The organism is Chitinophaga arvensicola, from assembly GCF_900110835.1.
Taxonomy (GTDB): domain Bacteria; phylum Bacteroidota; class Bacteroidia; order Chitinophagales; family Chitinophagaceae; genus Chitinophaga; species Chitinophaga arvensicola.
In genome coordinates this window covers 3917482-3931225 of sequence record NZ_FOJG01000001.1, presented here as the reverse complement: position 1 = coordinate 3931225, position 13744 = coordinate 3917482, and the positions used below count along the sequence as shown (strand labels likewise).

Below are 13744 nucleotides of genomic sequence, written 5' to 3'. Positions count from 1 at the left end.
TAATAATGATAATTACAATGATTTCCGCCTGATCAGTACTGTAGGTAGTACTTCCTGGATCTTCTCCCTGTTTAATACAAAGACGGCTGCTTTCTCGGCCATCAGTTTAAAGTCTGTTGAATAAGTAGTAATGCCGTTGCAGATAATTTCTTTTACCACATCATCATTGTGAGACAGGATGCCGACATCTTTCCCCAGCGTCAGTTTCTTTTCCACGCAATCTTTCAGGATCGCCCACAACTCTGTGTTATTGATGGTATAATACACTTTTCCTTTAGTGACGGTGCCTGGCTGGTATTCTGTTTTGATGATGCCATTGATTTTATAATCCTTGATAAAACGCTTGAACGCTTTCAATATTTCAATCGGCGTATCAGTAGATGGCCGGTAATAAAAAATCATCTCATCAAAATGCTGAATAGTATCTGCCAGTGCACTGAAAGCACGGTAAGAGGAATCGCCGAATTCCTGCACGATGTACGAACAATCGCCGGGCAACGGTTCGTAGCGGTCAATCATCAGGAACTTATCCATCGGAAGGCCTTTCAGGATTTCCCCGGTTTTCGGATGCGGGATCGGTGCCACCACATACATACCATACCGGCCTTTGATCGTAGCAATGATACTTTCAAATACTTCTATGTTGTTGTGGTGAAAGAATACATCCAGCTGAATATTATCTCCCAGGTTGGCGCGGAAGGTTTTGTAAAAAGTTTCCTGGAAGGTGTCAAATGCAAATAACAATAAAGCTACTTTCAACTGCCGGCCGGTGTCATCACTGCTTACAAAAAAACCTTTCCGGTTGCGGGACGCCACAATACCCCGCTCTACCAGCTCCTTATATCCCTTGGCAATGGTTTCCCGGGCAAAGCCCAGTTCATTGATCAGGTTATTGACAGAAGGCAGTGAATCGCCCCTTGTCAATAGTTTGGAGTTGATGGCGTTGATAATACCCTGAACGAATTGCTCGTGCTTTGAAAGACCGGGAATACCGTCCAGTTCATGTATTTGTTCGTATACGTCCTGCATGTAAGAATATTGATGAGAGTACTGCCGGCAGTCTCTTTAGTTTCTGGTTATTGATTGCACACTGTATAAATTCATAACGCGGAGGTTATCTGTACTACACTATCCTACTAAGCTATTACCTTTTTTCTATATTGTCAACTTTTCCGGTGAATTCACCAGGTGGGCAGCATAGTGTACTTCCGGTAGCGACTGCAGCTTTGCGGCAGCCCACTCCGGCGTAATGTCCCGCTGCGGACTAGCCAGCAACTCATACCCTACCATAAACTTTTTCACGGAAGCAGACCGCAGCAATGGTGGATAGAAATGCATGTGCCAATGCCACTCGGGATGTTCGCCATCATTCACCGGCGCCTGATGCATACCGGCAGAATAAGGGAAAGAAGTTTCAAACAGGTTATCGTACTTCGTGGTGAGTCGCTTTAAGATATCCGCCAGCGCATTCTTTTCTGCTTCATTAAACGCCAGGATATTGGTCACATGCCGTTTGGAAATGATCATTGTTTCAAACGGCCAGGTAGCCCAATAAGGCACAACGGCAATGAAATGTTCATTTTCACAAACAATGCGTTCCTGCCGCTCCTGTTCCAGGGCGATATAACTTTGCAGCAGGCTTTTGCCGTTGGCAGCATAATACGCCTGCTGACGGGTGGTTTCTTTGATCAGCTCCGCCGGCACATCACTGGCAGCCCAGATCTGGCAGTGCGGATGCGGGTTGCTGCAACCCATGATCTCGCCTTTGTTCTCGAAGATCTGGATATATTTAATGCTGCTATCGGCAGATATCCGGCGGTATTCCTCCTGCCAGAGATCAATCACTTTCCCGATAGCCTCCTGTGGCAACAAGGGCAGGGTGAGATCATGACGGGGAGAAAAACAGATCACCCGGCAAATACCTTTTACGGCGCGGGCATGTAACAGTTCATCTTCAATATCCTGCCCTGCAGGCGTATCGGCCATCAGTGCACCAAAATCATTGGTAAATGCAAAGGGGTCTTTGTAATCGGGATTCAGATCACCACCCATACGCGGGTTACCGGGGCATAAATAACAACTGGCATCATAATGCGGCAACAACTGGTTGTTTACCTGCTCTACTTTACCCTGCCACGGTCTTTTTGTACGGTGGGGCGATACCAATACCCACTCCCCTGTCAATATATTCAGGCGTTGATGTGGATGATCTGCTAACTGGAATGTATTCATTGATATGTATTAAATAGCTTCGTTGATCTGCAATACCACACTGGTACGCGTTGTATTCAACTGTGGATTGAATCCTACCTGCATCAGGAATTCGCCGGAATACACCTGTTCCGCTGCCACTGGCGATTTTTCTCCCGGATAAAGATTGATTTCCTTTAAGCGGTATTGCTTCGCGGCATCCAGTCCTTTTAAACGAACCGGGAATGCGCTGCCTGCTCCATAACGGTTGTTCACAAGATAATTAAACACCACCCCACTACTCTTCTTTTCATCCACATACATAATGGCGGCCATGCTACCCTCATGCGGGTCTGCCAGGCGATATTGATCGCCATGCCAGATCACATCTTTCAAAGCTGTGTAGTTGTGAATTGCCTCCTGACAGAAGGTACGTTCTGCGTCTTTCAGGTCTTTTACCACAATATCAAAGCCTAATTTGCCCATCATCGCTACATCCACCCTGAACTTAATAGGTTGCTTTCCCCAGTCCGTCACATGATTCGCACTGGCGATGGCCGGGTAAAAATAGGAATTTTCCCATTGAATAAAGATTCGTTCCATCGGATCGGTGTTATCACTTGGCCAGTATTCTGTAAAATACTGCAATGCGCCATAGTCGACACGGCCACCGCCACCGGAGCAAAGCATCATGGGCACTACCGGGTATTTGGCGCGTATTCTTGCCAGCACTTTGTACAAGCCCCGTACATACTCCACGTAAAACTGCGACTGCTGCTGTTTCTGGAAGGCAGACCCCACGTTATAGATCACGGCATTGCAGTCCCATTTGATATACGACAGTTTCGGCGCTTTGATAAACAGGGAATCTATTACCTTGAAAACAAAGTCCTGCACCTGTGGATTGCTCAGGTCCAGCACCAGCTGGTGACGGAAATAATGTTCCTCGCGGGCCGGTTGTTTCACTACCCAATCCGGATGCTTGCTATACAATTCACTTGCCGGGCTTACCATTTCCGGCTCTACCCAGATACCGAATTTCACTCCGTTACCCTGTGCGGCGCTGTCCAGTGCAGCGATACCATTGGGCAGTTTCTTACGGTTTTCCTGCCAGTCGCCCAGTGCGGCATTGTCGCTGTTGCGGGGAAATTTGTTACCAAACCAGCCATCATCCAGCAGGAACAGGTCTACCCCCAGGTCTTTTGTATCTTTTAATAAGCCTTTCAGCCTGGATTCGTCGAAGTCAAAATAAGTGGCTTCCCAGTTGTTCAGCAGGGTTAGGCGTTCGCCTTTGCCATCCAGCAGTTTGTAGTTGCGGGCCCAGCTTTGCAGCTTACGGCTGGCATCTCCTTTTCCCTGTGTGGAAAAAGTGTACAGGAACGGCGGTGTTTCAAACGTTGTATTGGATTTCAGGATATAGGGAGATGCAAAATTATTGATCCCCGCTATGATCCGTAAGTTATCCAGGTTATCCAGCTCCAGGTCGATCCTGAAATTACCGCTCCATTCCATGGCGCCATATAATACACTGCCTTCATCTTCTGTAGCCTTCTGATCGAGCGATACCATGAATACAGATGGCTGGAATAAATTGGCGCGGGTGCCCAGCTTGGTATCGAGTGTTTTAATACCATGTGTGAGGGGGGCTTCTTCCGGCTGCATTTCTTTGGCCCAGTCGCCATGATACTGCTTCAGCCAGTAACGGGACGCTTTGAGATAAAGATTGGCAGAAGCAAATTTCTGTAAGGTCACATTACCCTTTTCCTGGTGGCGGATTACTGACCATTGTTCAATTACATCCATCGCCTGGTATACTTTATAATACAGGGTTACCTCGAACGCATATACGGGATCTTTCAGCAAAATAGCGATCTCGTTCACATCGTTGCCTTTCGGGGTAACGGTATGACTTACATAGCGCAGGTCCAGCGATTGGTTGCCATCCGTATGTGTAACGGCAATAGCGGGTTCGAAGAGGTTTTTACCACCGGCAGCAGTGTAAGCCGCATTGGATATACCGGAGTAGTCTTCCGTTTGTTTGTAAGCGGCAGGCGCCAGCTGGTATTCAGCGGTGCGGGTCAGTTTCTTTCCGAAATAAATGGTGGACAACTGTCCTTTTTCATCCACCTGTAATACCATCGCATTATTTTTCGATTCCACGGGAATAATCAGCGGCCGGGTATTCTGGGCTACTGCCTGGGTACAAAGACCCATAAAAAGCAACACGGCACTTCGTCTCAGATGGATGAATCTCATAGCAAAAAAAGTCATGTTAAAATATTAGTACGCTATAGGTTAGATGACAAATACGGATAGCGGTCAATACCGCTATCCGTATCCTTATTTTTTAAGAAATATTAATATCCATCATTCTGACGGAGTTTTTTACCGGAAGAGTTGATTTCTGACTGCGGAATAGGCACCCAGTAATTCTTTGCCTTATCAAATTTGCGGTTGGCGAGCGCAATGATTTTTGTGTAAACGATAGATCCATCGGACTGTTTGGAAGGTAAGATACCATATGCCGGGATATTCTCCGTCGTTTCTGCAATCTTCCATCTGCGTACGTCAAAGTAGCGTTGTTCTTCAAAGGCCATTTCGATACGGCGTTCGTTGCGGATGCGGCTACGCATGCTATCGGCAGAAAGGCCTTTGGGTAATTCGGGCATATTCGACCTGAAGCGGATGGCATTGATGGCATCGTATACAGATCCATCCGGTCCGGCTGCTTCGTTCTGTGCTTCGGCATAGTTCAGCAGTACTTCTGCATATCTTAAATACTTCCAGGGCTGGTAAGCGGTCTGGTTAGGATTTTCTACCGGGTTACTTTCGTTGATGTATTTTCTTACGTAATAACCGGTAGGACTGGTATTCCAGTTACCATTACCATCTTTACTGTCTTTTCCGCCGGGGAGGAAAGTTTCCACGTTGCGGGTTCTGTAAGGCGCGCCGTTGTACAGGATGCTGGCATAGAAACGCGGATCGCGGTTCTGGTAAGGATTGGCTTTCTGTACGGGATTGTTCCAGTCGAAACGGGAACCATCGGCCATTTCATAGTCATCCACCAGGTTCTGCATGGGTGTGTTGCCACCCCAACCGCCATAGCCATTCGGGCCATTTACCAGTTCCAGGTTGGTATGCTCGTTGGTAGGAGAATATACGCGTTCAAAAATATCTTCTGTAGTACCGCTGATGGTGAACAGGGTTTTATAATTGTTGTACAGCGAGAATTTATGCAGGTCCATTACTGCTTTGGCAGCGTTGGCGGCGGCAGTCCACTTGGCTTTATCGTTTACACCTTTGGTGTAGAGCGGGCTGGCGGCATACAGCAGCAAACGTGCTTTCAGGGCCAGAGCTGCAGCATAGGAGCCACGGCCTATCGGATAGCTTTTATCCTGCATCAGCGGAGCTGCTGCATCCAGTTCACTGATGGCATACTGAATAGCTTCCTGTACCGGCTTGCGAACAAAGAGGGAATCGAAGTTGGTATCTTCCAGGTTGTATACGCGATCGCCTACGAGTGGCACATCTCCGAAATTGCGGATCAGGTCGAAGTAGCGGTAAGCGCGGATAAAATGCAACTCTCCCTTCAGGCGGTCTTTCCCGTAGGCGCTCATCGGCACCTTATCGATGTTCTGGAAAGCGTAGTTCACTTCACGGATACTGCGGTAGCTTCTTATCCAGGTATCGCTCATCCAGCCGGTTCTGTCGGGTGTGAGAGCGCCTTGTTGTACAAACCAGGTGTTATTGTCCCATACTACCACGGATTCATCGGTCACAGAACTCATCCAGGCATCTTCAAAGGCTCTGCCAAAGCCGGGTTTTCCCCCGTCGTTGTTGCCGCCTACACCGATATAACGACCGGTTACATAGGCTTCTGCCAGTGAGGAATCGCCCCATACTGCCGCATCGGTGATGATGCTGGTAGGTGTGGTTTGAAGAAAATCTTTTTTACATGCTCCCAGTGCTGCAAAACCAGCGGCAACGAGGATCAGTGATATATTTTTTGTCTTCATTTCTTTGCAATTGAAATAGTAAATGATTGGGTTCCCGGCTTAAAAATTCACATTCACACCTACGTTAAACACTTTCTGCTGCGGATAGAAATAGCCGCTGAGATCAGTACCTTCCGGATCAATTTCTTTCAGCCTGGTAAAGGTGAGCAGGTTAAAACCATTCACATAGAAACGGGCTGCCTTGATAGATGCTCTTGACAACAAGGACTGTGGCAGGTTGTAACCGAGTTCCAGGTTTTTCAGACGGATAAAAGAAGTATTCCAGTTCCAGAAAGTACTTGGGTAAGCGCCCAGGTTGCTGGAATTGGGTCTGGAAACGGGACGTGGCCAGGAGGCGTTTGTATTTTCAGGAGACCAGCGGTTATCGGCCCACTGTTTCAGGAAGGAACCAAATTCACCGGATTCCCAGAGCAGGTATTGTGCGGAATTGCCTTGTCCCTGGAGCAATACGCTCAGGTCAAAGTTTTTCCAGGAAGCACCTAACGTGATACCATATACGATTTGCGGGATATTATTTACGTCTGTTCTAACGCGGTCGGCGGCAGTGATCTGTTTGTCGCCGTCGTAGTCTTCCAGGATCAGGTCACCTGGCTGCGTACCGGGTGCATGTGGTGTAGCATCGATCTGTGCCTGGTCTTTGAAGATACCGATAGCGCGGTAGTATAAACCGGCGTTGATCGGGTGACCTTCTACTTTCTGCCATGGCAGGGTGCCCGGTGCTTCGTCGAGGAAAATTACCTTATTCTTGATGAAGCTGAAGTTACCACCGATATTGAATTTCACATCATTGAAATGTGTTTCATACATCACGGAAGCTTCCACGCCTTTGTTAGTTACCTTACCGATGTTTTCATCCGGGATCTGGTTGCTGCTGATACCACTTACACCGGGGATACTTAAGTTTCTCGGCGCAAGGATATTGCTGCGGGTTTCTGTAAATACATCCAGGGTAACGTTGAAGTGATTAAACAGCGAGGCGTCTAAACCGATGTTGGCTTTCTTCGCGGTTTCCCAGGTGATATTCGGATTGGCCAGCTTGGCGTACATGATAGTAGGAATGTTGCTGCCGTAAGTCTGACCTGCATTGTTCAGCGTACTGAGCATACCGTTTTGCAGGCTCAGGTTCTGCAGGTATTGATAACCGGGGCCCTGGTCAGGTGCAATGTTTTCATTACCCAGCATGCCGTAGGAAGCGCGGAGCTTTAAGCTGTTGATGGTATTTTTATTAAACCAGGATTCTTCCGATACGCGCCATGCAGCGAGTACGCTGGGGAAGAAACCATACTGACGGCCGGGAGCGAAAATAGAAGATCCATCTTCGCGCAGCTGAACATCCACCAGGTATTTCTCTGCATAGTTGTAGCTGATACGACCAAAGTAGCTTCTGCGGGTAATGATGTAGCTGCTGCCGTAGTTGCTCGCATCTGTTGGTAAAGATCCACCTTGGCTCAGTTCAGGCAACTGGGTAGTGATATAGTTCTGACGGCCGGCGCCAAAATTCTCGTAGGTAATTTTGGATTGCTGGATGGCCGCGAAAGCGCTCACCTGGTGTTTACCAAAATGTCTGTCGTAGCTCAAACGGAGGAAAGAGTTCAGCAGGGTGTTGTTGGTCTGGCTTTCAGACATGGACGGATTGTTTGGTCCACCTTTTACCGGGTTGTAGGTTTTGGCATTTTTATCATATTGATAAACGATCCAGTTTTGGGCCAGTTGTTTATCAAATTCAAAACGTTTGTCGATCGATACCATTCCATCTATGGCCAGTCCTTTATACAGGTCGTAGCTGGCTTTACCCACGATATTGCCGGTAGTAATCGGGCGTTTATCTGCACCGGACAACTGGGCCATGGCCAGTGGATTTTTACCCATTTCCACACCGGCGCCCATCATACCGTTCGGATAATAGGCAGGGAGAGTAGGATAAGTACGGTAGAGGAATTCAAATACATTGGAGGCGCCGAAGCCTGCCAGTGCTGTCTTTTCTTCCTGGCGACCGGACAGCTGTACCGTAGCTTTGAACCGGGTAGAGAAGTTGATATCGAAGTTAGCTCTTACGTTGTATTGTTTATAGTTCAGCGGACTATTACGGTATAATCCCTCCTGGTTCAGGTAACCGCCGGAGATGTAATAGTTCAGTTTATTGGTACCTCCGGAGAAGGAAAGATTGGCCGTAGTTTGCGGTGCAATCGGCTTCATCACTTCTTTGTTCCAGTCAGTATTCGGATAAGACACAGGGTCTTTACCGTTTCTGAAAAGTTCTATTTCTGCGTCGGTGTAACGTTGGTTTTTACCCTGGGAAGGATTGTTATAATAACCTATTTCGTTGACGATAGTAGCGTAGGTAGCAGCGTCCACAAACTGCGGTAAGCGGGTAGGCTTAATAAAACCCTGGTTCAGGGAGAAGTTGAAATTTGTTTTTCCGGCTTCTCCTTTTTTGGTGGTGACGAGGATAACGCCGTTGGCCGCCTGTGAACCATAGATCGCTGCAGAGGCATCTTTCAGGATGGTGATGCTTTCAATATCGCCGGGATTCAGACGGGAAAAGCCGCCAAGTGCATTGGGTACGCCGTCTACCACAATGAGTGGGGCAGCATTACCCGTAGTGGCTACACCACGGATCATGAGGCGTGCATCATCATAACCGGGTTCACCGCTGGTGTTGGGTGCAATGAGACCGGGCATACGACCTACGAGGGAGTTGGAGATGTTTGGCTGCGGGCTCTTTAACAGTTCCGCGCTTTTAACAGCGGTAACAGAACCGGTTAAAGTAGCTTTTTTGGCAGTGCCATATCCCACCACCACTACGTCCGACAGGTTTTCTATGTTCGGTACGAGCGAGATGGTAATGGTAGGTGTGTTCAATACCACTTCCTGTGTCTGGAAGCCGATACCGCTCACAACAACCGTGTTTTTATCAGCGGGCAGGTTCAGTGAAAATTTTCCTGCAGCATCCGTTTTTGCACCGGAGGTGGTTCCTTTAATGACAATAGAGATAAAAGGGAGCGGTGATTGGTCGTTGGCATTTAATACTGTACCAGTAATGGGCTTTTGTTGTGCATAGCCCGTTAAACACAGACAAAAGGCGGAAAGAAATGTCATTACACATTTCACCAAATGTTTGGAAATCATTTTGTAGAATTTAAAACGTAAATGGAATACGGATGTGGAATGTTTTGAAGGTGTGGACTTCAAGTGAACCTCAGCGCATAACGTGTAATTTTAGTTGACCTGTACTATACTATCCTATTCTATACTATACTATTCTACAAATATAATTTCCCGGTATGAAAACGCCAAATAATTATTTAGGTCCTGAAAAAGGTGGGCATATAATAATGTAGACGCTTAACAGGCATAGGAACCCGGTGATTCCCGATCCGGAGGGAGGTTACAAAAAGACAATATCGGATTCGAAAAAAGGGGTATATATTCACTGCCGCATTTACCTGTTATCTATGAAATATCTACTTTTTGCCGGCAGCCTTTTAATAGCTGGTTGTCAACCACGGGGCCATCAGGCCGCCAAAAAAGAGACGATCGTCCTTTCCGGCGTGATAGTATCGCCGGCACTGATGAAACCCATTTCCATCAACGCTGATCCCTATCTTGCGCTACCGGATGATTCCGGCGCTACCAAAGCAACAACAACAGCAGGAATCCGCAGTGTTATTACCAACACAGGCCTGGTCAATGACGACCTGGGGGATTTTTATGCCTATCACTTCTCCCTGTATAACAACAATAAACAGGTATTTACAAAAGCTGCTTTTTACGCAGCAGGCCTGCCGGAAACAGATCTGCAACACTGGTACACCATACAGCTGAAAACCGAAATAGCAGAAAATAACGCCACGGGGATATTATATGTAATCGATCTGCCCAATGCCACCTGGATAGCGGCAGATACCCTGAATAACGGCAGTAACGCGCCAGTCATAGATAACAGGGTGTATTATATCAACGATCATGAAATCCGGGAATTCAACCCGGAGAGCAGGCAAAAACGCCCGATCGCGGATATTCAATATAAAGATATCAATGAAGAAGAAGTGAATGTGAGAGGTCTTCGTATTAAAAAAGCAGCCGGTACTTTGACGGGGCAGTTGCTTTTTGATTACCAGGACCTCCACTATGCGGTGCCGTTAAAAGTGTCCTTACGCTGAGTTATTCCTGTAGCTTTTCCCTGTCCTCCGGGTGCACCAGAGTCAGGTAACAATCCTTCGCCAGAAAACAGATATTTCCGTTTTCCCTGTTTACAAAACTGACCGGACCAGCGGCCGCTTTACAGGAAGCCGACATCTTATATGCAATGGTTGTTCCATCGTATAGCCGTAACGTATAGTTATCCGCCTGTTCTTTACTGAGATGATATTCGAACATTCCGTTGTATAAATAGTCGTTTCCGGACAATGCTACTGCAGGCACCGTGGTAAAATCGAAGCCATTATTTTCCCTGGAAGATGTATCATCTCCGATAACATAAAACATTGATATGCAGTCCTGGCCATTGATCAACGTTATATTTGAGTCCCATGCCCCGGGAGCCACTCTGCAGCCATTGAAATTAAAACTCCTTTGCCCTTGCCGCAATTCATTATTCTCGTAATAACAGGTTCGAAAGACCCCGATTTCCGGGTAATAGAATTTAATGCCCCGGATATGAGGATAAGTAATACCGTTTTTCTCTAGCGCACCGCTATACTCCATCCAGACAGGAATATAAGATTCTCCTCCACCAAAGTTTTCCAGCACTGCCTTATCAGAAAACCCGGCCGGCCGCTTAACGGTATCCACCAGCGGCTTTACACGCCTTTCAGATGAACGGATACAACTCAATACAGCCAGAAAGGGAAGCATTAAAAAAATGATGCGCACTTTAAACATCCTGGTACAGATTTTTATACCATTACAATATAATATATTTCCGTATGGCATAAAAAAAGTCTCCCGGCTTTTGCAAACCAGGAGACATGATCATGTTGTAAGGATAATTTTTTTAGAACTTGTAAGATACCGTACCGGTAAACTGGGTAGGAGGTATCGGGTTGATGCTGTAATTCTCGTGAATATAATAGTTGTAGGTGTTTGTCAGGTTAGACACTTTTGCCATTACTGCAAAGCGCTGGAAACTGTAACCGGCACTCAGGTCCAGAGTAGAGAAACCTGGCACAGAAATGAGCCTGTTATATTTTTGCGACTGACCTACGGTATTGTTCCATCCGGCGAAGCGCTGACCTAAGTAATAATAACCTACACCCACTTTCAGACCTTTCAGTTTGGTTTCCTGTAAAGTATAGAAGGCACTGGCATTGGCGGTATGATTCGGGTTACCTACCAGGCGCTCTCCTTCTATAGAACTACCTGTCAAACCACTTGTTTTTTCGACGGTCATGCTGTTGTAGCTGTAACCGGCAATCAGATCCAGTCCGGGTAACGGATGACCGGCGATATCCAGTTCCACACCCTGGCTCAGGGTTTCACCAACCAGTGTTTTAAACGCCGTATTGGTATTTACACCACCCTCCTTTGTGAAAGGAGCGGTTTGTGCGTAGTTGTTATTGCGGATGCGGTAAGCAGTAACGTTTACGGATAAACGGCCTTTGAAGAAGTCGTTTTTCACACCTACTTCGTACTGTCCGATGATAGACGGTGGCAGGTTTACCGTATCTATATCCGTACCGCTGTTAGGCGTAAAGGAAGTAGAATAGCTGGCAAATACCGCAGTAGTAGCAATTGGTTTGTACACGAGACCAAAACGGGGTGAGAACGCATGATCATATCTTGCAGCACCAATTTTTTTACCACCTTTAAAGTCGTATGTAGCAGGGCCTTCTGTTTGCAGGTAAGAGAAACGTACGCCTGCCAGCACTTTCAGTTTTTCGGAGATGCTGATCAGATCCTGTACATAAGCACCAAACCTGTTCACCGGTGCATTGGTAATTCCTTTCAGGGTATCTACCGGGATATCTGTACGGCGTGTATATTTCGTAGGGTCGAATACGTTGATCACGTCATAGATACCCGCTGTTTTGTTGATGGACGGAACGCCATAAGCATAAGTACCGGTCAGGTAACGGTCCCCATCTACACCCGCCAGGATCGTATGTTCCAGGATACCGGTTTTCACCTTGCCTGTCAGATCCAGTTGTGCGGAATAGTAATCTTCGTTGGTAGCATTTCTGCCCAGGGCGCGGTTCAGGGTGTCTGCTCTCGCCTGTATTCTTTCGAGGGAATAGTAATCGCGTTGATATTTTGAATAAGATACTACCCCATTCAGTGTCCAGCTATTGCTCAGCTGATGCTTGATATTTGCGGAGGTGGTGGTTTGCTGGGTATGTGCATACTGCCAAGGAGCACCATAGAAAGTATTGCGTGGTACTTTCAGAATGGTCGTATCATTGTTGGTACCGATACCAAAATCAGGTGTAAAATCATGTTTCAGGTAATCCGCCTGTACCAGTAATTCAGTGCGCTCGCTCAGTTTGAACAGCAGGGATGGGTTTACATAATAACGTTTGGAGTGTACCTGGTCGCGGTAGCTGTCGGCCGTTTCAAAGGTACCGTTTACGCGGTAAGCTATTTTGGAAGACAGCGGGCCGTATACATCGAATGCTGGTTTCAGTAATCCGTAGCTACCTGCACGGAGATTTACTTCACCACCAAAATTAAACTTAGGTTGTTTGGTTACCATATTCATGACTGCACCGGGAGAAACGTTGCCATACAGGATGGCCGCGCTGCCTTTCAGTACTTCTACCCTTTCGAGAGAACTCATTTCCGGCATAGCGCCGGAGTTCACACGGGCACCATTTTTAAACATATTGGTGCTGGAAAATCCGTAACCGCGAGCGTTGAATGTTTCCTGGGTACCGGCTCTCATAGAGGCCATATAGATACCGTTCACATTTTTCACTACATCGCTCAAACGCTGCGCCTGCTGGTCTTCCAGTACTTCATGACCAATGATGGCCACGCTCTGTGGTAAGTCCATTACCGGTACCGGTAACTTGCCGATGCTTACGGGTCTTTTGTTGATGGTTCTTGTTTTGGTACCGTCTACCACCACTTCATTCAGCTGGCTGGAAGTAGCTTCCAGGGCCAGGTTGATAGCGGTTACTTCTTCTGCACTTACTGTTACGGCGTGATGCAGGGTTTTAGTACCGGTGTAGGAAATCACCAGGGTGTAATTACCCGGCTTTACATTCTTTAATACAAACTGTCCTTCTTCATCAGTTAAAGTACCTTTCTTGGTATCCTTTAAACCAATGGTCACAAATGATGCCGGCTGGCCATCTGCCGAGCTTACTTTTCCCTTAATGGTTCCACTCTGCGCCAGTACTGCCAGATTGATTAAAATGAGGCTGAGAATTAGGTATAAATTTTTCAACTATGTTAATTTTATGCAAAGGAAGAGCAATCTGCCTGATTAGTACAGACGGATCGGGAAAAGTTAAACCGCTCTTCCGCATCTGAAATCAACACTTTCTGACAACATTTCCAGCAGGATTACCCACATCTGTTTTTATTTATATTTAGAT

At 46.9% G+C, this 13744-nt stretch carries 8 protein-coding genes; 1 reads left to right on the top strand and 7 read right to left on the bottom strand.

The window, feature by feature from the left end; all coding sequences use genetic code 11:
- Positions 1-12: 12 nt before the first annotated feature.
- The 5 genes from BMW79_RS16185 to BMW79_RS16165 form a co-directional block, all read right to left on the bottom strand.
- Positions 13-1029: a GntR family transcriptional regulator gene (locus BMW79_RS16185; RefSeq protein ID WP_089896472.1), complete on the bottom strand. Its 1017-nt coding sequence runs from the start codon at positions 1027-1029 to the stop codon at positions 13-15.
- Between the two features lie 126 nt (positions 1030-1155).
- Positions 1156-2232 (bottom strand): UDP-glucose--hexose-1-phosphate uridylyltransferase, encoded by a 1077-nt coding sequence (locus BMW79_RS16180; RefSeq protein WP_089896470.1) that lies wholly within the window; start codon positions 2230-2232, stop codon positions 1156-1158.
- A 9-nt stretch (positions 2233-2241) separates the two neighbouring features.
- Positions 2242-4446 carry an alpha-galactosidase gene (locus BMW79_RS16175; protein ID WP_218150321.1) on the bottom strand — a complete coding sequence of 735 codons (2205 nt, stop codon included), beginning with the start codon at positions 4444-4446 and terminating at the stop codon, positions 2242-2244.
- 101 nt (positions 4447-4547) lie between these two features.
- The gene (locus tag BMW79_RS16170; protein ID WP_089896466.1) at positions 4548-6206 is read right to left on the bottom strand and encodes a RagB/SusD family nutrient uptake outer membrane protein; all 1659 of its coding nucleotides are present in this window, start codon (positions 6204-6206) and stop codon (positions 4548-4550) included.
- Positions 6207-6245: 39 nt separating this feature from the next.
- A complete protein-coding gene (locus BMW79_RS16165) occupies positions 6246-9335 on the bottom strand; it encodes a SusC/RagA family TonB-linked outer membrane protein (RefSeq protein ID WP_089896465.1) in 3090 nt (1029 codons plus the stop codon).
- A 326-nt stretch (positions 9336-9661) separates the two neighbouring features.
- On the opposite strand from BMW79_RS16165, the gene BMW79_RS16160 reads away from it, so the two are divergent.
- On the top strand, positions 9662-10369 hold the full coding sequence (locus tag BMW79_RS16160; protein WP_143059178.1) for a hypothetical protein: 708 nt from the start codon (positions 9662-9664) through the stop codon (positions 10367-10369).
- A gap of 1 nt (position 10370) precedes the next feature.
- On the opposite strand, the gene BMW79_RS16155 is transcribed toward BMW79_RS16160, so the two are convergent.
- Positions 10371-11090 carry a hypothetical protein gene (locus tag BMW79_RS16155; protein WP_089896463.1) on the bottom strand — a complete coding sequence of 240 codons (720 nt, stop codon included), beginning with the start codon at positions 11088-11090 and terminating at the stop codon, positions 10371-10373.
- Positions 11091-11202: 112 nt separating this feature from the next.
- Positions 11203-13593, bottom strand: coding sequence for a TonB-dependent receptor (locus tag BMW79_RS16150; RefSeq protein ID WP_089896462.1), 2391 nt, complete (start codon positions 13591-13593; stop codon positions 11203-11205).
- Between the last annotated feature and the right edge of the window lie 151 nt (positions 13594-13744).